The sequence below is a fragment of the Hymenobacter sp. HSC-4F20 genome, from assembly GCF_019599275.1.
In the GTDB taxonomy this organism is placed as follows: Bacteria; Bacteroidota; Bacteroidia; order Cytophagales; family Hymenobacteraceae; genus Hymenobacter.
Window position 1 is genome coordinate 1,949,431 of the sequence record NZ_JAHZTD010000001.1, and the last position, 20,776, is coordinate 1,970,206.

Below are 20,776 nucleotides of genomic sequence, written 5' to 3' on the forward strand. Positions count from 1 at the left end.
TTCTGCTTTCTGTTGCGGTGGCTGCGGCAGTCAGGCATTTGGGCTTCTCGCCGATGTTTCCCTAAGGAGCCCCCTACCCCTGCGCTACCCCCCAAGCTTCCAGCTGCTGCAACGGCTTTCCCTAATTTTCTACTTTCTAGTTCTTCTTCCCCCCTCGCATGTCACAACAAGTGAAGCCGATTGGCATTTATTTCGAACACCCCGAATGGTTTAAGCCCCTGTTTGCCGAACTGGACCGCCGGGGCCTGCCTTACGAGAAAATAGACGCCGCTCACCACCTCTTCGACCCGCTGGAAACCGAGAGCCGCTACTCGCTGGTAGTCAACCGCATGAGCTCCTCGGCCTACCTGCGCGGGCACGGTCAGGGCATCTTCCACACGGCCGGCTACGCTACCCACCTGGAGCGCATCGGCACGCGCATCATCAACGGCTCGGGGGCCACAGCCATTGAAACCAACAAGGCCCGCCAGCTCAGCCTGTTCGCTTCGCTGGGGCTGAAATTTCCGAAATCTTTCGTGATTAACCACGCCTCCCGCGTACCCGATGCGGCCCGCCAGCTGCAGTTCCCCATCGTGGTGAAAGTAAACATTGGGGGTAGCGGCGCCGGCATCATCCGCTTCGACACGATGGAAGGGGTAGAAGCCGCCGTAGCCGCTGGCCAAATCGACCTCGGCATCGACCAGACGGCCCTGGTGCAGGAGTACGTAACGCCCCGCGGCGGCAACATTCACCGCGTGGAAACCCTGAACGGCAAGTTCCTCTACGCCATGAAGGTGTACACCACTGGCGAGAGCTTCAACCTGTGCCCCGCCGAAATCTGCCAGATTCCGGAGGAGCCCGCCGCCGGTGACTTCTGCCTCACCGAAGCCCCCAAGAAAGGCATTCAGGTGGAAGCCTTTACCCCCCCGGCTGAGGTAGTAGAAGCCGTGGAGCGCATTGTGGCCGCCGCTAAAATCGACGTAGGTGGCATCGAGTACCTGATTGACGACCGCACCGGCGACGTGCTGTTCTACGACATCAACGCCCTGTCCAACTTCGTGGCTGACGCCGTGAACGTGGTGGGCTTCGACCCCTACGCCCGCTTCGTCGACTACCTCGAAACCCAGATTGACGCTCCTAACCCGGGTAGCCAGTCTGTGTCGGCTGATGCTGTTTCCTCCACTCCACAGCCGGTAGCGGCTTCTATTCACTAAGCCATGCGGTACGGATATTGGATGCCCGTTTTCGGCGGGTGGCTGCGCAACGTGGAGGACGAGAACATGCGTGCCGACTGGGACTACGTGAAGACGCTGGCCCAGCGCAGCGAGGACCTGGGCTACGACCTGTCCCTGATTGCCGAGCTGAACCTCAACGACATCAAGGGCGAGGAAGCCCCGAGCCTGGATGCCTGGAGCACGGCGGCGGCCCTGGCGGCCGTTACCAAGAAAATTGAGCTGATGGTGGCCGTGCGCCCCACCTTCCACTCGCCCGCCCTGCTGGCCAAGCAAGCCGCCAACATCGACCACATCAGCGGGGGTAGGATTTCCCTGAACGTGGTGTCGTCGTGGTGGCAGGATGAGGCCAAGAAGTACGGCGTGCACTTCGAGCAGCACGACGACCGGTACGCCCGCACCGCCGAGTGGCTGCACGTGGTCGACAACCTCTGGAAGCAGGACCACTTTTCCTTCGAAGGCAAGTTCTACAAAGTCACGGACTCGATTCTGCAGCCCAAACCCGTGTCGCGCCCGCGGCCGTTTATTTACGCCGGCGGCGAATCGGAAGCGGCCAAGAACCTGATTGCCGCCCAGTGCGACGGCTACGTAATGCACGGCGACGAACCGGCCGCCATCGGCCGCCGCATCCAGGATTTGCAGGAGCGCCGCGACCGGCTGGGCCTGCCGCCCATGAAGTTCGGGGTGGCCGCCTACAGCATCGTGCGCAACACCGAAGCCGAGGTGAAAAAGGAGCTGGAGCGCATTACCAATGTGCAGGGCTCGGCCGCCGGCTACAAAAACTACCAGCAGTGGCTGGCCGGCACCCAGCTCGAAAACCAGGTAAGCCTGCAGGATTACTCGGTTTCTAACCGCGGTCTGCGCTCCGGCCTCACCGGCACGCCCCAGCAAGTAGCGGACCGCATCGGCGCCTTCGAGGATGTCGGCGTGGACCTGTTCCTGCTCCAGTGCAGCCCGCAGCTGGAAGAAATGGAGCGGTTCTCCGAAGCCGTAATTCAGGTGCTGGCCTAAAGTCGCTTGCACGTACTAAAAAGGCCCCGCTAACAGCTAGCGGGGCCTTTTTAGTACGTGTAAACTCGCTTAGAACCAACTATTCAGAACGTCATTCCTCGCGAGGCTCGGAATGACGTTCTTATTTGCACTAAACAACCTTAGCAAGGTGTAAAGACGCAGTATGTTGCGTCTTTACACCTTGTTGCTACTTCACCATGCTACCCACCTTGGCATAGGTCAGCGCGTCCACGGTTAGGCCCGCGGCGGAGCGCAGCTTAAGCTGGGTGAAGGGCTGCTTGGGAAAGAAGATTTCCGTCATGGTTGTCAGGCCGCCGTCGGCGAACAGCTCCACGGAGGCTGCATCGAAGAGTAGCGTCATATCAGCGGCGGGGCCAGCGGCTAGGCGCGGGGCGGGGTGGCGGCCGGCAAAGGTGGAGCCGAAGCTGCTCAGGCCGGCCTTGGTACGGTCGATGTAATACTGGTTGGCCCGCTTGTCGTAGCCGATAACCACCTCCTCGCCGCCCGCATTCGACAAGACCACGGCCATGTCCTGGAGCTGCCTGGTGCTGAGGTTGAGTTGAAACTGCTGAGCGGGATTTTTGATCTTATCGGTAAGGTTTAGCTCCGATTTTACCGTCAGGTTTTTCAGGATTTGGGGGGCTTGCAGGGCCCCGACTACCTCTTTAGCGGGCTGGGAAGTCAGGTAAATTTCCGAGCCTACCTGCCGCAACGCCAGGTCACGCGGGACGGTCATGGCGTTACGCCAGGGCGAGGTAGGCACTTGGTTGGCATATTCCCAGTTGCTCATCCAGCCCAGGAAAATCTTGCGGGCACCGGTATTTCCCCACGTCACGCCAGCGTAGTTGTCCTTGCCCCAATCAACCCATTTCTGGGTGGTGGTAGTCGGCGTGAAGGTTTTGCCATCGAACTGGCCCACAAAGTACTGGGTAGCCGAGCCGCCGTTGGGCCCACCAGGGTTGATGCTCACCAGCAGCACCCAGTAGGTTTTGCCGTTGAGGGTGAGCGGAAACAAATCGGGGCACTCCCACACCCCGCCGTGGGCACCCAGCTTCTGCCCGAACTCGCTGCGCTTAGCCCACTGCTTGAGGTTGGGCGAGCTGTAAAACGTGATGCGGTCTTTGGTGGCGAGGGTCATTACCCACTGTTTGGCCACCGTATTCCAGTTTACTTTCGGGTCGCGGAAGTCCTGGATGCCGGGGTTGGGTAGCACCGGGTTGCCCTCGTACTTGGTCCAGGTCTTGCCCTCGTCGAGGCTGTAGGCCAGGCTCTGGTACTGGTGCTTGTTGGTTTTCTTTTTCTCTTCGGGGTCGTTGTGGTGGGTGAAGATGGCGACCATGGCGTTTTTGCCGAAGCCCGCCGTGTTGTTCTCATCAATTACGGCGCTACCCGAGAAAATCCAGCCCAGCTTATCCGGATACAGAGCAATGGGCTGCTCCTGCCAGGTTACCAGGTCTTGGCTGGTGGCGTGGCCCCAGTGCATGGGGCCCCACACCAGGGCCTCGGGGTAGTGCTGGAAAAACAGGTGGTAGGTGCCCTGGTAGTACACCATGCCATTGGGGTCGTTCATCCACATCTTGGCCGGACTAAAATGGTAGGCCGGGCGGTACTGCGGGGTAGCGGGGGGTAGGGGTGCAGCGGGCTGAGTTTGGCCCAGGGCGGTCAGACTAGCCAGGGAAAAGGCTAGCAGATAAGTCTTTTTCATATGGGTGGGAAAGAGAGGTAAGGGAGGGAGTGTTGTGGTGGGTGGCCGCCCCCGGCCCCGCCAGCCAGGCACCTACAGCGCCTGGGCCGCCAGCAGTTCGGTTACGTCGCGTTCGGCGAGGGTGGGGGTAGCGCCCGGGGAGGTAGCCACCAGCGCGCCAGTGGCGCAGGCGAAGCGCAGGGCCTCCCCCGGTTCGGTGCCGGCCAGCCAGCCTTTAAGCAGAGCAGCCAGGAAGGCGTCGCCGCTGCCGATGGTGTCCTTCACGTCAACTGGAATACCCGGGGCGCGGTAAAGCTGGCTGCCTGTGTAAAGCAGGGCCCCCTCAGCCCCGCAGGTTACACACACGGCTTGCAAGTCAAACCGCTCGGCCAGCCACTGCATGGCGGTGGCCTGGTCGGTTTCCGGCCCGAACCACGCCATGATTTCGGTCAGCTCGTGGTGGTTCATCTTTACCAGGTTGGCCTTTTCGAGCAGGTATTGGGTTATTTCCCGGGTGTAGTGCGGGGGGCGCAGGTTCACGTCAAAGACCTTGAGCCGGGCGTACTTCAGCAGGTGGTAGAGGGTTTCCCGGGTGCCGGCCTGGCGGGCGGCCAGGGAGCCAAACACGAACACCGCGGCCGACTCCACCAGGTGCTCCAGAGCTGCCTCGTACTGGATGTAGTCCCAGGCCACGGGCTGCACAATCTTGTAGGTGACCTCCTGGGCATCGTCTACGTTGGCTTTTACTACCCCCGTCAGGTGGGTTGTGCCCCGCTGCACAAAATCGGTACGCAAGCCCTTGGAGGCAATAAAGTTGAGCAGCTCCGTGCCCAGCTCATCGTCGCCGACGCGGCTGATCAGGTCCACGGGCAGGCCAAGCTGGTGCAGGTGCACGGCCACGTTGAAGGGCGCGCCGCCCGGCTGCTTGCCCGTTGGCAGCACGTCCCAAAGCACTTCTCCAAAGCAGACGATTGTATTAGACATGAGAGTTCAGAGCGTAGAATCTTGGAAAAAGAGTGGGAGCAGAAGATCAAGCCGATGAGCTGGTGCGGAACACCATGTCTCAGCTCTTACTTCTCACTTCCAACCGCTATATCAATGCAATACCAGCGTTTTTTCGAGCTGCTCCAGGCTGGCCCCTTTGGTTTCGGGCATCAGGCGCCACACGAACAGCAGTTGCAGCACCATCATGGCGCAGAAGAAGGCAAAGGTGTTGCCGCCCCCCAGCTTCTCAGCGAAATACGGGAAGGTAAAGGCAATGATAGCCGCCATAACCCAGTGGGTGGAGGAGCCCAGAGCTTGGCCTTTCGCGCGCACCGGGTTGGGGAAGATTTCAGAAATAAACACCCAGATAACGGCTCCCTGCGAAAAGGCGAAAAAGGCAATGTACACGAACAACAGTACCGGCACGAGCATACCACCGAAGGCACTAAAATCCTGGCGGTAAAAGGCCCAGGCCACCAACCCCAGGGTTCCAATCAGCCCGTAGGAGCCAATGAGCATGAGTTTGCGGCGCCCGAACCGGTCGATGAACTGGCGGGCCAGCAGCGTGAAGGCGAAGTTGACCAGCCCCAGCCCGGCCGACGACAGCAGCGCAGAGCCTTTGCCCAAGCCCGTCATTTCGAAGATGCGCGGGGCAAAGTAGATGATGGCGTTGATGCCCGACACTTGGTTGAATACAGCGAACAGCACGGCCAGCAGGACAGGCCCGCGGTACTGGCGGGCAAACAGGGAGTGGCCGCCAGTACTGCGGGCCTCATCGGCGGCGTTGGTGGTCAGGATGCTGGTTACATCCTGGTCGGCCTGGGCGGGGTTGATGAGGTGCAGCACCCGCCGGCCCTCTTCTACCCGCCCCCGCCCAATAAGCCAGCGCGGGCTTTCCGGCACCCGGAACAAAAGCAGGAAGAACACGGCGGCCGGCAGCACCTGCACGCCCAGCATCCAGCGCCAGTCCTGCTCCCCTACCCCCGTGAGCAGGTAATTGGAGAGGTAGGCTACCAGAATGCCCAGCACGATATTAAACTGGAACATGCTCACCATACGCCCCCTAGACTCCGGCGGCGACACTTCAGAAATGTAGAGCGGCGCCGTCACCGATGAGGCTCCTACCCCCAGGCCGCCCAGAAACCGGAACACCATAAAGGCCACCCAACTGCTGGTAAGCGCCGCGCCCAGGGCCGACACAAAGTAGAGCACGGCAATCCAAATAAGCGTCTGTCGGCGCCCCAGCTTATCCGACGGGATGCCGCCGAAAACAGCCCCGAACACGGTACCAATCAGGGCAATGGAGATAGTGAAGCCGTGCTCCACCGGGCTCAGGCGCCACACCTGCTGAATGGCCTTTTCAGCCCCGGAAATAACCGCCGTATCGAAGCCGAACAGGAAGCCGCCCAGTGCCACTACCAGGGACCAAAAGAAAACGTTGCTGTTTTTCATTCAAGTTGTGAAATGGTAAAGTTCAGAAGCGTGCGCCGGTGCCGGGTGCAGGCCCCAGGGGCGCAGGGCGGGCTGCGAAATCTCGCGAAGCAGCCCTACCGCTTCATCTCCCGCGGGGCAGCCACCCAAGAAAACAGGTGGGCGACGGCCGCGGGCAGTTGTCCAAATATCTCCTACCCGCTGTTCACCGGCTTCCGTAATTCACTCAATATCTTTCAGATTTGGATCAAGATAACATTAACTAGCAATAATCTGTATATCAATATCTTACAAACCAATTAGCCACTGCTCTTCCATCGGTTTTTTCAATTATGCTACCTGTGTTTCAAAATTGATACACGCAGTTCTCTGCGGCAAACCCGGTGCCACCCGGGCTGGTAGTACAGCCAGCCGCTACCCGGCCGTGGTATGCATGGCCCGGAACTCGGAGGGGGACACCTGGTAGCGAGACTTGAAGGAGGTAGAGAAGTAGGACGGCGAGGAGAAGCCCAATTGGTAGGCCACCTCGGCAATAGTCAGGTCGTCGTCGCGCAATAGTTGGCGGGCTTTAGTCAGGCGAATGCTCTGGATGAAATCCGTAACGCCAGTGCCCAGCACGGCCTTCACCTTCCGGTAGAGCTGTACCCGCGAAATACCCAGGCTGCGGGCCACGTCTTCCACGCTCAACTCGGGCCGGCTCAGGTTAGCTTCCACAATGGCCGTGAGGCTGGCCAGGAACTTCTGGTCTACCCGCTGCGGGGCCACCGTAGCCGTATCCACCGACAGCTCCCGGCGGAAATGCTCGCGCTGCTTTTCACGGTTGCTGAGCAACGTGCGCAGGCTTTCGAGCAGGAAGGCCGGGTTGAAGGGCTTGGTCAGGTAGAGGTCGGCGCCGGCCTGCACGCCCTCCACCTGCTGCTCGGGGGCGTTGCGGGCCGTGAGCAGCACCACCGGAATGTGAGAAGTGCGCCAGTCGCCCTTGAGCTGGGCCACTACCTCCAAGCCACCCAGCCCGGGCAGCATCACGTCGCAGACAATCAGGTCGGGAATAGCCTCGGCCGCTAGGCGCAGGCCGGTAGCGCCATCGGTAGCCGTGCTCACCTGAAAGTGGGGCCGCAGCTTCTGAGAGAGAAAGGCGTTGACCTCGGGGTTGTCTTCAATCACCAGCACCAGGGCCTCGCTCCCCGCCCCCGTGGCGGGCACTGTCTCTGCAGCAAGGGCCGGAGCGGGCGGGGCGCTGTCTTCGTCGAGCGTAAACGCGGGCGAGGCCGGAGCCACGGCGGAGTGGAGCGCAGCGGGCAGCTCCAGCGGCAAGGTTACAACAAAAGTACTGCCCCGGCCGGGCTGGCTGCTGAACGTGAGCTGGCCCTGGTGCAGGCGCGTGAGGCCCAGGGCCAGGGCCAGGCCCATGCCGGAGCCCCGGGCCGCAGACTGCTGCCCCTGGTAAAACCACTCGAAAATATGGGCTTTGTCTTCGTCCGAGATGCCCCGCCCCGTATCCTCTACGCTTATCCGCACGGCGCGCTCAGCGGGCAGCGCCTGAATGCTGACGATAATCTGTCCCCGGTTGGGCGTGAATTTGAGGGCGTTGCTGAGCAGGTTGAAGAACACCTTATCCAGAATGTTCCCATCAAACCAGAGAGGAATGGCAGGCTCGGCGGGCAGGAAGCGCAGACTGATGCCGCGCTGGCGGGCGGGCCGCTCAAACACATCCATAATTTCGCGTACGAAGGTCACGAGGTTGCCCTCGGTGGCCCGCACTGGCATCTTGCCCACGCCGATCTTGCGGAAATCCATGAGCTGGTTAACCAGCTGCAGCAGGCGCTGGGCGTTGCGCCGGATCAGGCCCAGATCGTGGCGCTGGGCGGCGGGCAGCTCAGGCCAGCTCGTGAGCATTTCTTCTACCGGCCCGAGGATGAGCGTGAGTGGGGTGCGCAGCTCGTGGGAGAAGTTGGTGAAGAAGCGCAGCTTGGCCTCGGTTTCTACGTTAGCTCGCTCGGCAAACGCCTGAATCTGGTTGCGCTGAGACAGGATTTCCTGGTTTTGTTCCTCCAGCTGCCGGTTGATGCGGCGGTTGGCCCGGAGCGCCCGCCACACTAGCAGGCCCAGCCCAGCCGCCCCAAGCAGAGCCGCGGCCAGCACGTACAGCACCGTTTGCTGGCTGGCGTAGGTGTCGCGCTGCCGCTGCAACAGCCGCTGCTGGCGCTGGATGTCCTGCTGCTGGCTGGCGAGCTTCTCGGTCTGGAGCTTCATGGTGCCCACGTTGGTGGAGTCGATGACCATGGTGCCGAGCAGGTTCTCCTTCTCGTAGGGCTCCCGGCGCAGAATCTTCATAGCCGTACGAATGGCCTCTTCCCCACCCGGGGGGTAGAGCAAGGTGGCGCTCAGCACCCCATCCTGCACAAACTGAATGCCCCCGTGCGGCCCCGGCAGCCCATCTACCCCTACCACCCGAACGCGCTGGTCGAGGCCCAGCTGCTTGCAGACCTGGTAGGCCCCCAAGGCCATCCGGTCGTTGTGGGCGAAAATCAGATTGACCTCCGGGTGCTGACGCAGCACAGCGGGCAGGCGCTGCACCACCGACGGGCGCTTCCAGTCGCCGCTGACCTGGGCCGCCAGCCGCACGCCGGGGTAGGCGGCCAGCGCCTGCACCAAGCCCTGGTGCCGGTCGGCGGCCGGAGAAGCGCCGGGCGTGCCCAGCACTTCCAGCACGTTTCCACGGCCGTTCAGCAAATTACCTACGTAGCTGCCCGCTGCCTGCCCCACGGCCAAGTTGTTGCCACCCACGTAGGCCGTGTAGAGCTTGGAGGTGGTGCGGCGGTCGAGAATAACCACCGGAATGCCCCGGTTAAAGGCCTCCTCCACAAGGGGCGTAATGGGCTCAGCTTCGTTGGCCGAGACGATAAGCAGGTTGATGTTCTCTCGCAAAAACTCCCGAATCTGCTGCTGTTGCAGGCGGCTGTCGTCGTGGGCGTCCTTCATGCGGAAGCGCACCTCGGGGTAGAAGCTCAGCTCCTTTTTCATGCCGGCCAGCATGGCCTGCCGCCAGGCGTCGCCGGTAGTACACTGCGAAAACCCAATGCTGTAACGGGGCTCCGCCGCCCGGCGCGTGCAACTGCCTACCCCCTGCCAGAGGCTCAGCACCAGCAGGCAGCGCCACAACCCAGGCCAGATACGCGCGGAGGAAAGCATGCACCGAAAGTAACAAGAAATTACCTCGACGGTGTGACGGGGCCCGGCGTACCGGCTGCCTCCTGGCCCATCTACCCTGGCTACCCCATAGCCCCCAGGCCAAGCCCGGCCCGCGAGCAGGCAGCCCCCCTGCTACTCAAGCCCAGCCAGAAACGGCCACCACCCGGGGACCAAAGCCGGGGGCTAGAGCAGGCTTCGACGGCCCAGCCCCGGGACATTCTTCCGACCCGCATTTAGCAGGTTCCTTCATACCGGCTTCATGATACTGTACCGTGGTTTGTGCCGTCAACTCAGGACACACGCTTTGCAGCTCCGGTATTTCCACATTTTTTTTCGTTCAGCGCCGTGCGCAGCCCCGGGTCTTCCGGCGGGCACTCATCGGCTTGCGGCGGTTACCGCGCTAAGTGCCCTGCCAGGCCGGGGGCACCGCGCCGCCAGCCCGTGGGCCCGGGTGCTGAATAAGATGGGGCAGCATCCGGCGCACTGCCAGCGGGTGGCTCCTTCCAAAGGCCGCCCACTGGCCCGGCTGGCGCAGGCCGCCAACGCCCCGCCCCTCCGGCGCACCTCCGCCTAACTCCCCTTCTCCAATCACTACCCCTTGCATATCAGTCAGGTTCTTATGAACAGAACATTCCTGCTCACAGTCATGAGCGCGGGTTGCTTGTACGGTGCTACCAGCTGCTCGCAACACCACGAGGCGAAAGAAGAAAAAGTTAAGTTCCTGGTCACCAGTCCGCTGCAGAAAGACACGACCATCACCAAGGAATACGTGTCGCAGATTCACTCCATCCAGCATATTGAGGTGCGGGCCCTGGAGAAAGGCTACCTGCAAAAGATCTTCGTGGATGAAGGCCAGCACATTCAGCAGGGCCAGGTCATGTTTCAGATCATGCCTCTGCTCTACCAGGCCGAGCTGAAAAAGGCCGAGGCCGAGGCCAAGTTCGTGAACATTGAGTACCAGAACACCAAAAAGCTGGCCGACGGCAACGTGGTGTCCTCAAACGAGCTGGCGTTGTCGCAAGCCAAGCTGGAAAAGGCCAAGGCCGAGGTAGCCCTGGCCCAGACCCACCTGGGCTTCACGACCATTAAGGCACCGTTCAGCGGTATCATGGACCACTTCCAGGCCCGGCTGGGTAGCCTCGTGGATGAGGGCGACCTACTTACTACCCTCTCCGACAACAGCAAGATGTGGGTGTACTACAACGTGCCCGAGGCCGAGTACCTCTCCTATAAAACCCACGCCCAGGACAACACGCCCATGCAGGTAAAGCTGCGGATGGCCAACAACGAGGTGTTCCAGTACCCCGGCGTAGTGCAAACCATTGAGGCCGACTTCAACAACGAAACCGGCAACATTGCCTTCCGGGCCACTTTCCCCAACCCCAAGGGCCTGCTGCGCAACGGCGAAACCGGCTCGGTGCTGATGACCGTGCCCATGAAAAACGCCCTCATCATCCCGCAGAAAGCCACTTTTGAGGTGCTGGAGAAAAAGTTTGTGTACGTGGTGGACAGCAAGCGCAAGGTGCACCAGCGGGAAGTAACCGTGGGCGCCGAAATGCCGGACCTGTTCCTGGTGTCGGGCGGGCTGCAAGCGGGCGACAAAATCATGCTCGAAGGCATCCGCAAAGTGAAGGAGGGCGACAAAATCGACTTCGAGTACCAGGAGCCCAAGCAGGTTATTTCCCACCTGAAAACCTACTCGGAGTAGACGCCAATCTTTCTGAAGAGCGTCCTGTCGAGCCTAGCTGAGACCTCTCGCGTGCTGACACAGGCTAGTAACGCCCTGATACAGGAGTTACTAGCCAGCGAGATTCCTTGGCTCCGCTCGGAATGACGTGCTAATTATCACGAACAGCGCATTATCATGTTCAGTAGATTCCTTCGCCGGCCCGTGTTTGCCATCGTTATATCGGTGGTCATTCTCTTCCTGGGCGTCCTGGCCATCAATACCCTACCCAACTCCCAGTTCCCCGAGATTTCGCCGCCCATGGTGATGGTGAGCACCGCCTACCCCGGCGCCAGCGCTAAAGTGCTGACCGAGTCGGTGCTGATTCCGCTGGAGCAGGCCATCAACGGCGTGCCCGGCATGAAGTACATGACCTCCGACGCCGTGAGTGCAGGCGAGGCCAACATCCAGATTGTGTTCAACCTGGGCACCGACCCCGAGCAGGCGGTAGTAAACGTGAATACGCGCATTGCCCAGATTCTGAACCGCTTGCCGGTGCTGGTGCAGCGCGAGGGGGTAGTGGTGAACCGCGTGGTGCCCAACATGCTCATGTACGTGAACCTCTACAGCAAGGACAAGAATACCGACATGCGGTACCTCTTCAACTTTGCCGGGGTGAACATGCTGCCCGAAATCCAGCGCATCGATGGTATTGGCCGCGCGAGCATTCTGGGTAGCCGGCAGTACGCCATGCGCGTGTGGCTGAAGCCGGACCGCATGCGGGCCTACAACCTGTCGGTGGATGACGTGATGGAGGCCCTCAACGACCAGAGCGTGATTGGCTCGCCGGGCCGTATTGGGCGTTCCGATGGTAAGGAGGCCTCGGCGCTGGAATACGTGCTGACTTACCAGGGCCGCTTCAACGACGTGGAGCAGTACAAGAATGTCATCATCAAGGCCAACGCCAACGGCGAAACGCTGCGCCTCAAGGACGTGGCCAATGTGGAGCTGGGTAGTGAATTCTACGACATCTACTCCAACCTCGACGGCTACCCCTCCGCCGCCATTGTGCTTAAGCAAACCTACGGCTCCAACGCCTCCGACGTGATTAAGAGCGTGAAGGCCAAGCTGCAGGAGCTGAAAAAGACCATGCCCCCCGGCATGGACTACAAAATCAGCTACGACGTGTCGAGCTTCCTCGACGCCTCGACCGAAAACGTAATCCACACCCTGCGCGACGCCTTTATCCTGGTGGCCCTGGTGGTGTTCCTGTTCCTGGGCGACTGGCGCTCCACGCTCATCCCGATTATTGCCGTGCCGGTGTCGCTGGTGGGCGCCTTCATTGCCATGCAGGCCTTCGGGATGACCATCAATATGATTACCCTGTTTGCCCTGGTGCTGGCCATTGGTATTGTGGTCGACGACGCCATTGTGGTGGTGGAAGCGGTGCACGCCAAGATGGAGTCAACCCACCTCTCGCCCTACGGAGCCGTGCGCGAGGTAATCGGGGAAATCAGCGGGGCCATCATTGCCATTACCATCCTGATGACGGCCGTATTCGTACCGGTGGCCTTCATGAGCGGTCCGGTGGGTATTTTCTACCGCCAGTTCTCGATTACGATGGCCTCGTCCATCGTCATTTCGGGTATTGTGGCCCTGACTCTGACGCCGGTGCTGTGCGCCATGATTCTGAAGAACAACCACGGCCAGCCCCGCAAGAAAACGCCCATCAACCGCTTCATCGACTGGTTTAACCGGGGCTTTGAGCGCCTGACTGGTCGCTACACCAACATCCTGGAAAAGGTAGTGGACCGCCGCGTGCTCACGTTCCTGGTGCTGGCAGGTTTTGGGGTGGGCATCTTCGGTATCTCCTCTACCCTCCCCTCGGGCTTTATTCCGGCCGAGGACCAGGGCATGCTCTACGCCATCATCCAGACGCCGCCCGGCTCCACCCTGGAGCGCACCAACGCCCTTTCCCAGCAGCTTTCCAAGCTGGCCAAGGAAGTGCCCGGCATTGAAAGCATTTCCTCGCTGGCGGGCTACGAGGTACTCACCGAGGGCCGCGGCTCCAACGCTGGTACCCTACTGATTGACCTCAAGCCCTGGGACGAGCGCAAGGAGTCCATCCACGACATTGTGGAGGGGCTGGAAGAGAAGGCCAAGGAGATACCAGGCGCGACCATCGAGTTTTTCGAGCCGCCAGCAGTACCGGGCTACGGCGCGGCGGGTGGTTTCCAGCTCCAGATGCTCGACAAAACCTCTACTGGCGACTACAAGGCGCTAGAACAGGTAAACGAGGACTTCATGCGCGAGCTGAAAAAGCGCAAGGAGCTGGCGGGGCTGTTTACCTTCTTCTCGGCCAACTACCCCCAGTACGAGCTGCAGATTGACAACCAGCTGGCCATGCAAAAGGGCGTGAGCATTGGCAACGCCATGAACACCCTGAGCATCATGATTGGCTCGACCTACGAGCTGGGCTTCATTAAGTACCAGCGCTTCTTCAAGGTGTTCGTGCAGGCCTCGCCGGAGTACCGCCGCCTGCCCTCCGACATCCTGGATCTGTACGTGAAAAACGATAAGGGCGAGATGGTGCCGTTTTCGGCCTTCATGAAAATCGTGAAAAGCCAGGGCGCCAACGAAATCAACCGCTACAACATGTACCCCACGGCCTCCATCCGCGGCGACGCCGCCCCCGGCTACAGCTCCGGTGAGGCCATTAAGGCGGTGCAGGAGGTAGCAGCCAAAACCCTACCCCGCGGCTACGACATCGACTGGGGTGGCCTCTCCAAGGACGAGGTGAGCCGGGGCAATGAGGCCATCTACATCTTCCTGGTGGTGCTGGCCTTCGTGTACCTGGTGCTGGCAGCCCAGTACGAAAGCTTCCTGCTGCCGCTGGCCGTTATTTTCTCTTTGCCCGCGGGCATCTTCGGCTCTTTCCTGCTCATCAAAACCATGGGCCTAGCCAACAACATCTACGCCCAGGTGGGCCTGGTGATGCTGGTGGGTCTGCTGGGCAAGAACGCCGTGCTGATTGTAGAATTTGCGGTGCAGAAGCACGAGGAAGGCATGTCCATCCGCGACGCGGCCATTGAAGGTGCCAAGGTGCGCTTCCGTCCCATCCTAATGACCTCCTTCGCCTTTATTGCCGGTCTGATTCCGCTGGTGCTGGCTCACGGGGCGGGCGCCATCGGCAACCGCACCATCGGCACGTCGGCCCTGGGCGGCATGCTGTTCGGGACCATTTTCGGGGTCGTCATCGTGCCGGGCCTGTACTACATTTTCGGCTCCCTGGCCGATGGCCGCAAGCTCATTCAGGATGAAAACGAACACCCCCTGTCGGAGTTCGAGCCGCACGTTTTAGTTGAAGAAGTTGAAGCTCATGCTTAAAAGACGCATTTATCAAGGCCTGAGCGCCGCCGCCCTGGCCCTGGCCGTGGCCGCATGCAAAACCCCGCAGCTGACGCAGAAAGCCGAGAGTCGTGCGGTTCCGGCTACCTACGTGGGCAGCCTCCCGGATTCGACGAACACCACGGGCAAGGTGCAGTGGAAGCAATTCTTCACCGACCCCAACCTGGTAGCCCTCATTGACACGGCTCTGCAGCGCAACCAGGAGCTGAACATTACCCTGCAGGAAATCCAGATTGCCCGCAACGAGGTGCAGGTCCGCAAGGGCGAGTACCTGCCCTTCGTGGGCCTGGGGGCCCGCGCCGATGCGGACCGGCCGGGCCGCTACACCCTGCAGGGCGCCACGGAAGAGCAGGTGGCCATCAAGCCCGACAAGCCCAACCCCGACCCGCTGACCAACTACCAGGTAGGCGCGTTTGCTACCTGGGAAGTGGACATCTGGCACAAGCTGCGCAACTCCCGGAAAGCCGCCGCCAGCCGCTACCTGGCTTCGGTGGAGGGTAAGAACTTCATGGTTACCAACCTAATTGCCGAAATTGCCACCTCATACTACGAACTGCTGGCCCTGGACAATCAGCTGGCTATTGTGAAGCAGAACATTGCCATTCAAAGCAATGCCCTGGAAGCCGTGCGCCTGCAGAAGGAGGCAGCCCGCACCACCGAGCTGGCCGTGCGCCGCTTCGAGGCCCAGGTGCACAACACCCAGAGCCTGCAGTACAGCGTGCAGCAGCGCATCGTGGAAACGGAGAACCGGCTGAACTTTCTAGTGGGCCGCTACCCCCGGCCCATTGCCCGCAACGATGCCTCGTTCAACAGCTTTGTGCCGGCCACCATTCAGGCCGGAGTGCCTGCTCAGCTTTTGCTGAACCGCCCCGACATCCGGCAGGCCGAGCAGAACCTGGCGGCTTCCAAGCTCGATGTGCAGGTAGCGCGGGCCAATTTCTACCCCTCGCTGCGCATCACGGGCTCGGCCGGCTTCGGGGCCTTCAAGCCCGGCCTGCTGTTTACTACCCCCGAGTCGATGCTGTACTCACTGGGCGGTGATTTGATAGCGCCGCTAGTAAACCGTAACGGCATCAACGCGGTGTACTCCAGCGCCAACGCCCGCCAGATCCAGACCGCCTACCAGTACGAGCAGACCATTCTCAAGGCCTACGTGGAGGTAGCCAACCAACTGGCCAACCTGAATAACCTGGAGAAAAGCTACGGCGAGAAAGCCAAGGCCGTGGAAGCCCTGAACCAGTCCGTCACCATTTCCAACAGCCTGTTCCGCTCTGCCCGCGCCGACTACACGGAGGTGCTCCTAACCCAGCGGGAAGCCCTGGAATCAAAGTTCGACCTCACCGAAACCAAGCTGCAACAGCTCACCGCCATGGTGAATGTGTACCGGGCGCTGGGGGGTGGGTGGCAATAAGTACCTTCTGCGAGCGGGGTAGAAACCCGTTCAGAAACCAAGAAAAGGCCTGATCCAGCGGTTAGTTCTGCTGTATCGGGCCTTTTCAATGTACACCGCAGTGCACCGAGCGGGGCCAGCCAACGGAACGGCTTGGCTTCGGGCGGGCAGGCGGAGTGGCGCCCAAGGCCAGCTGCTGGGCGGGCGCTACCTGCGCCTGGCGGAGAAGTTCCCACTCCTCCCCACCGGGCTGCGGCTGGCACTTATTCACTTGCTTTGGGTAGATCTATACGTGAAGCTCTGGTTATCTTCGGGTAAGTACCGCTGATGGCGCTGCGCGCTACGTCAGAGCAGGTACAGCTGGTAACAGCTCATGGCCCATCAAGCATTGCGACGTCACCAATACCTACCTATCTTAATTCCACAGTCCGATTGAAGGACCTGTACGGCTATGGTGCCATGACTACGATTTTCATTTCAATTCCACACAGTCCGATTGAAGGGCCTCACTGGCTGCAGCTCCCTCAGGTTCCTGCCCCATTTCAATTCCACACAGTCCGATTGAAGGCTGCTGCGCTGCCCATTGTTTCTTATCCTGCCAAGTATTTCAATTCCACACAGTCCGATTGAAGGAAAGAACTGCTGGCCGCTGCTGGCAAAAGCCACTATTTCAATTCCACACAGTCCGATTGAAGGTGGTGAGCGAGGTAACGGGCGTGGCCAGTTCAGCCATTTCAATTCCACACAGTCCGATTGAAGGTATTTCCTGGAAGCGCACCGCGGCTGCCGTAGAGAATTTCAATTCCACACAGTCCGATTGAAGGCAGGGTGCGCTGCGTGGCCGCCACCCCTTCACCTTATTTCAATTCCACACAGTCCGATTGAAGGACCGACCTTCATGCCCATGTCGTAGTCCGTCACGCCATTTCAATTCCACACAGTCCGATTGAAGGCCCCGAAGGCCAGCCCTTGGCCGCCCCGCTGCCCCCATTTCAATTCCACACAGTCCGATTGAAGGCTTATTGGCCGCCGAACACCACGGGCACGGGCGAATTTCAATTCCACACAGTCCGATTGAAGGGAAACAGCCGGTGAGCAACATTACTATATCTACCAATTTCAATTCCACACAGTCCGATTGAAGGCATTCACCGTCGTCGGGCGCACATCCAGTTCAATGCATTTCAATTCCACACAGTCCGATTGAAGGAAGGCTGCTGGTAGGGCGCTTGCCGGCGTCCAGCAGATTTCAATTCCACACAGTCCGATTGAAGGCTTCCCCAACGAAGCCCTGCGCATCCAGCAGTGGATATTTCAATTCCACACAGTCCGATTGAAGGTATCGAGCTCCCAGGTGGGCAGCTTGCTTCTTCTGATTTCAATTCCACACAGTCCGATTGAAGGGGTGCCCATCACCGTTGCCAGAAAGTTGTAGTCAGATTTCAATTCCACACAGTCCGATTGAAGGCCGCGGCAAAAAGGCTTCTAGTAACATCTGAGGCTACATTTTTACCAGTAAAAAGAGAAGTTAAGTCGTTGTACAGCAATACCAAAGTTTTACCTTACAAGCGACGACCACTGACAGCCGAATACTCAGCTTTTATGTTGATCAAGGCGGCCTGTATTGTTAGAGAAGCTGATGCAAGCACCTGTCAGCAGTTTCCAAACTGACCTGCCCCAATGGAGTAGCCAGTGCGCCCAGCAACAGGCCAGTAGCGAACCAGTCGGCCAACTCTGGTATTTGACCTATTTACCAGAAAGTCAGATCCAAATCAGCAAAAAAAATGGACTGCACCTTCTAACTAAGGTACAGTCCACTTAGGTGGGCCCAACTGGAATCGAACCAGTGACCTGCTGATTATGAGTCAGCTGCTCTAACCGATTGAGCTATAGGCCCGGTGCGAAACCTTCCAGAAGACGGTTGGTTTCAGCTGCACAAACTTCGACTTTTGTCAGCAGATTTGCAAAAGCTATTGCTGGTCCCCAAGTCGGGCTAGTAGTAGCAAGGCCGTACTTAGTTGTTCTTCGCTATGTCTTCGAAACTGCCCAATCTGCTCTTCGATTTCGGGGGCGTCATTATTAACATTGACTATACCCTGACGCTGGCTGCCATGCGCCAGCACGGCAGCAGTATCGAGTTCAGCCAGGCGGCGCAAGCAGAATTGTTTGATCTGATGGAAACCGGCCGCCTTACGCCTCAGGAGTTTCGGGAAGGGTTGCGGCAGCACTACCAGCTGACGGCCACCGACGCCGAGCTGGATGCTGCCTGGAACGCCATGCTGCTGGATGTGCCAGCCGAGCGCCTGGCCCTGATTGCCGAACTGCGGAAGCAGGGCCACCAGACGGCGCTGCTGTCCAACACCAACCAAATCCATATCGAGGAAATTAACCGCCGGCTGAAAGAGCAGTATGGCTTTGAGCAAGGTATTGCCGATGCGCTGGACCGGGTGTTTTACTCCCAACAAGTGGGCTGGCGCAAGCCAGGCGAAGAAATTTTCCGGCACGCTCTACACGAGATGAACTGGAAGGCCGAGGAAACGTTATTCATTGAAGACAGCCCCCAGCACATTGCAACGGCCCGCCGGCTGGGGCTGCGTACGCTATTCCTGACTCCGCCGCTCACGCTGCAAGACGCCTTGCCTGCTGCCCTCCGTGCCTTCCCCCGAGAATACTCCGCCCCTACCCCTGCCTGATCTTCCAACGGCTTTCCACGCTGATGCTTTATCGGCAGCCGAGCAGGAGGCGGCATCTTTCACGCGCTACGAACGGCCCCCGCTGCCCAACTGGGCGCGCTATGGCCTGCACCTGTTGCTGTTTCTGCTCACACTGCTGACGACTACGCTGGCCGGTATCTTTCTGCGGGCCGGGGCACTGGATTATGTGCATCTGGAACTGCTGTGGAAGGTACCGGTGGCGCAATGGCCCCAGTTGCTGGAACCGGGCCTGGCCTTTTCCCTACCTTTCTTGGCCGTACTGACGGTACATGAGTTTGGGCACTACTTTGCCGCTCGCTACTACCACATCCGGGCCACGCTACCCTACTTTATCCCGTTTCCCATCGGCATTGGCACATTTGGGGCGGTTATCCGAATCAAAGACCGCATTTTTTCCCGGCGGGAGTTCTTTGACGTGGGCCTGGCTGGTCCGCTGGCTGGCTTTGTGGTGGCCGTAGGCGTGCTGGCGTACGGTCTTACCCATTTGCCGCCGCTGGAGTATTTGTTCAGCATTCATCCGGAGTACCGCTTCTATGGTCCCGACTACGCCCGGTACGTGTACAAGCCGGGAGCAGCGGTAGGAACTCTGCTGGCTGAGCCCTTGCTGTTTAAAAGCATGGCTGCCCTGCTGGCGGATCCGGCCCGCATGCCTCACCCCAACGAGCTGATGCACTACCCCGTGCTGGTGGCCGGAGTGCTGGCATTGTTTTTCACGGCCCTTAATCTGCTACCCATCGGGCAACTGGATGGGGGCCATATCGTGTATGGCTTGCTGGGGCCGCGGCGGGCGGCACGGGTTTCGGCAGTGCTGTTTGTGGCATTTATCTTTTACGCTGGCCTGGGCCTATTTTCACTCCGCTCCGATGCTGACACTTGGCTGTACTGGGCGGGCCCGTATGCGCTGTATCTGTACAGCGTGTTTCGGCGCGTGGTGCCTACCGCGCAGCGGGCCCTGCTGCTGGGAACTGGCGTGTGGCTGCTGCAAATAGTGCTGGCCTCCGGGTTTCCAACGCTGGAGGGGGCACCCGGCTGGCTGGTATTTGGGCTGATGCTGGCCCGGCTGACGGGTATTTTCCATCCGCCGGCTCCTGACGAGCGGCCACTTTCTACTGGGCGCAAGGTGCTGGGCTGGCTGATGCTGGTTATTTTTGTCCTGTGCTTTGCGCCTGCACCCTTTATTATTCGCTAAAGCCCCTATCGGTTAGGCCCCTTCGCCTACCCCGATTTTCTGAATGAGCGTTTCACAATTTTCCCAATCTCACTTCCTGCGCGGCTCCACCCTGCTGGTGCTCCGTCAGCATGGGCTTTACGTCAGTCAGCGCAACCGGCGGGGGGTAGCGTGGCTGGAAACTGAAATTCCCTACGAGGAGCTGCTACCCATTGAGTTAGAGTACGCCGAGCCGGCTCCCCTGCGGATTCCGCCGGCCAGCGCCTGGGTGGCCCTCTGGCTTCTAGCCCAAGCCGTGCGCTACCTGCTCCAAAATCACGAAGATAATCTCGCGTTCTGGGTGGCGGGGCTGGGGTTTCTGCTGGGGCTGGGTGCCGTGCTACTGCTACGGCGGAGCCGCGCCCGAACTGTTACGCTGGTAACCAACCGCATCCGCCTGACTCTGCACGACAGCAGCAGCCAACGCGCCCACCTGGAAACCTTCACCAACGAACTCCGGCTGCGGGCCCACAGCTACCTTCGCGAAGAATACGCGCATATCAACCCCCTGGGGCCCATTGAGCTGCAGCTACACCGTCTGAAGTGGCTACATCACTTGCAGGTGCTCAGCACCACGGAGTTGCGCACTCTTAGTACGCGCCTCACCGGCCGCGTCTCTCTTGACCCGCTCAAGCTCATGGGCCAAGAGCTGGAAACGCCGTATGTGAACTAGGGGTGAGGTGGTGGAATAGTGCGGGATTATGGCGCCCTCCTTCGTCCTTGCCCTGAGCTTTCACCGCTTCCCTACCCCCTGAAACGTAACAAGCCCTTGACGACTGTGCTAGCGTCAAGGGCTTGTCTGTTTACTAGGCTGGTCACCTGGAGAGGAAAGATGGCTTCGGTACCCTCGCCATGACAACCCAGTCATTTACAACTTC

Annotated in this window: 12 protein-coding genes, 1 tRNA gene and 1 CRISPR repeat array; of the genes, 8 read left to right on the forward strand and 5 right to left on the reverse strand. The window is 60.0% G+C overall.

The window, feature by feature from the left end; all coding sequences use genetic code 11:
- Positions 1 to 158 precede the first annotated feature (158 nt).
- Both K3G63_RS08350 and K3G63_RS08355 read left to right on the forward strand, forming a co-directional pair.
- Positions 159 to 1,193: a RimK family alpha-L-glutamate ligase gene (locus K3G63_RS08350; RefSeq protein ID WP_220613586.1), complete on the forward strand. Its 1,035-nt coding sequence runs from the start codon at positions 159 to 161 to the stop codon at positions 1,191 to 1,193.
- 3 nt (positions 1,194 to 1,196) lie between these two features.
- Positions 1,197 to 2,222 (forward strand): LLM class flavin-dependent oxidoreductase, encoded by a 1,026-nt coding sequence (locus tag K3G63_RS08355; protein WP_220613587.1) that lies wholly within the window; start codon positions 1,197 to 1,199, stop codon positions 2,220 to 2,222.
- Positions 2,223 to 2,409: 187 nt separating this feature from the next.
- On the opposite strand, the gene K3G63_RS08360 is transcribed toward K3G63_RS08355, so the two are convergent.
- From K3G63_RS08360 to K3G63_RS08375, 4 genes are all read right to left on the reverse strand, one after another.
- A complete protein-coding gene (locus K3G63_RS08360; RefSeq protein ID WP_220613588.1) occupies positions 2,410 to 3,927 on the reverse strand; it encodes a glycoside hydrolase family 32 protein in 1,518 nt (505 codons plus the stop codon).
- A 72-nt stretch (positions 3,928 to 3,999) separates the two neighbouring features.
- Positions 4,000 to 4,890: a carbohydrate kinase gene (locus K3G63_RS08365; protein WP_220613589.1), complete on the reverse strand. Its 891-nt coding sequence runs from the start codon at positions 4,888 to 4,890 to the stop codon at positions 4,000 to 4,002.
- Positions 4,891 to 5,001: 111 nt separating this feature from the next.
- Positions 5,002 to 6,342 (reverse strand): sugar porter family MFS transporter, encoded by a 1,341-nt coding sequence (locus tag K3G63_RS08370; protein ID WP_220613590.1) that lies wholly within the window; start codon positions 6,340 to 6,342, stop codon positions 5,002 to 5,004.
- 393 nt (positions 6,343 to 6,735) lie between these two features.
- Positions 6,736 to 9,513: a substrate-binding domain-containing protein gene (locus K3G63_RS08375; RefSeq protein WP_220613591.1), complete on the reverse strand. Its 2,778-nt coding sequence runs from the start codon at positions 9,511 to 9,513 to the stop codon at positions 6,736 to 6,738.
- Positions 9,514 to 10,132: 619 nt separating this feature from the next.
- Here K3G63_RS08375 and K3G63_RS08380 point away from each other — a divergent pair.
- The 3 genes from K3G63_RS08380 (at position 10,133) to K3G63_RS08390 (ending at position 15,998) form a co-directional block, all read left to right on the forward strand.
- Positions 10,133 to 11,221 carry an efflux RND transporter periplasmic adaptor subunit gene (locus K3G63_RS08380; RefSeq protein ID WP_220613592.1) on the forward strand — a complete coding sequence of 363 codons (1,089 nt, stop codon included), beginning with the start codon at positions 10,133 to 10,135 and terminating at the stop codon, positions 11,219 to 11,221.
- A gap of 156 nt (positions 11,222 to 11,377) precedes the next feature.
- On the forward strand, positions 11,378 to 14,566 hold the full coding sequence (locus K3G63_RS08385; protein ID WP_220613593.1) for an efflux RND transporter permease subunit: 3,189 nt from the start codon (positions 11,378 to 11,380) through the stop codon (positions 14,564 to 14,566).
- Entirely contained in the window at positions 14,559 to 15,998 is a 1,440-nt protein-coding gene (locus tag K3G63_RS08390; RefSeq protein ID WP_220613594.1) for a TolC family protein, read from the forward strand. The genes K3G63_RS08385 and K3G63_RS08390 overlap by 8 nt, the downstream gene beginning before the upstream one ends.
- Before the next feature lie 453 nt (positions 15,999 to 16,451).
- Positions 16,452 to 17,445: a CRISPR direct-repeat array (repeat unit 29 nt; unit sequence ATTTCAATTCCACACAGTCCGATTGAAGG).
- A gap of 355 nt (positions 17,446 to 17,800) precedes the next feature.
- Here K3G63_RS08390 and K3G63_RS08395 read toward each other — a convergent pair.
- Positions 17,801 to 17,874, reverse strand: a tRNA-Ile gene (locus K3G63_RS08395).
- A gap of 133 nt (positions 17,875 to 18,007) precedes the next feature.
- Here K3G63_RS08395 and K3G63_RS08400 point away from each other — a divergent pair.
- From K3G63_RS08400 to K3G63_RS08410, 3 genes are read left to right on the forward strand one after another with little or no spacing between them, the layout of a single operon-like run.
- Complete coding sequence (locus tag K3G63_RS08400; protein WP_220613595.1) at positions 18,008 to 18,670, forward strand: HAD family phosphatase; 663 nt, start codon at positions 18,008 to 18,010, stop codon at positions 18,668 to 18,670.
- On the forward strand, positions 18,630 to 19,880 hold the full coding sequence (locus tag K3G63_RS08405) for a site-2 protease family protein (protein ID WP_310794570.1): 1,251 nt from the start codon (positions 18,630 to 18,632) through the stop codon (positions 19,878 to 19,880). The genes K3G63_RS08400 and K3G63_RS08405 overlap by 41 nt, the downstream gene beginning before the upstream one ends.
- A gap of 43 nt (positions 19,881 to 19,923) precedes the next feature.
- Positions 19,924 to 20,571 carry a hypothetical protein gene (locus K3G63_RS08410; RefSeq protein ID WP_220613596.1) on the forward strand — a complete coding sequence of 216 codons (648 nt, stop codon included), beginning with the start codon at positions 19,924 to 19,926 and terminating at the stop codon, positions 20,569 to 20,571.
- Positions 20,572 to 20,776 lie beyond the last annotated feature (205 nt).

Bases quoted from the DNA above. Each gene is read 5' to 3' on its own strand.
- K3G63_RS08350 (WP_220613586.1), top strand. From the start codon at position 159: ATGTCACAACAAGTGAAGCCGATTGGCATTTATTTCGAACACCCCGAA.
- K3G63_RS08355 (WP_220613587.1), top strand. From the start codon at position 1,197: ATGCGGTACGGATATTGGATGCCCGTTTTCGGCGGGTGGCTGCGCAAC.
- K3G63_RS08360 (WP_220613588.1), bottom strand. From the start codon at position 3,927: ATGAAAAAGACTTATCTGCTAGCCTTTTCCCTGGCTAGTCTGACCGCC.
- K3G63_RS08365 (WP_220613589.1), bottom strand. From the start codon at position 4,890: ATGTCTAATACAATCGTCTGCTTTGGAGAAGTGCTTTGGGACGTGCTG.
- K3G63_RS08370 (WP_220613590.1), bottom strand. From the start codon at position 6,342: ATGAAAAACAGCAACGTTTTCTTTTGGTCCCTGGTAGTGGCACTGGGC.
- K3G63_RS08375 (WP_220613591.1), bottom strand. From the start codon at position 9,513: ATGCTTTCCTCCGCGCGTATCTGGCCTGGGTTGTGGCGCTGCCTGCTG.
- K3G63_RS08380 (WP_220613592.1), top strand. From the start codon at position 10,133: ATGAACAGAACATTCCTGCTCACAGTCATGAGCGCGGGTTGCTTGTAC.
- K3G63_RS08385 (WP_220613593.1), top strand. From the start codon at position 11,378: ATGTTCAGTAGATTCCTTCGCCGGCCCGTGTTTGCCATCGTTATATCG.
- K3G63_RS08390 (WP_220613594.1), top strand. From the start codon at position 14,559: ATGCTTAAAAGACGCATTTATCAAGGCCTGAGCGCCGCCGCCCTGGCC.
- K3G63_RS08400 (WP_220613595.1), top strand. From the start codon at position 18,008: ATGTCTTCGAAACTGCCCAATCTGCTCTTCGATTTCGGGGGCGTCATT.
- K3G63_RS08410 (WP_220613596.1), top strand. From the start codon at position 19,924: ATGAGCGTTTCACAATTTTCCCAATCTCACTTCCTGCGCGGCTCCACC.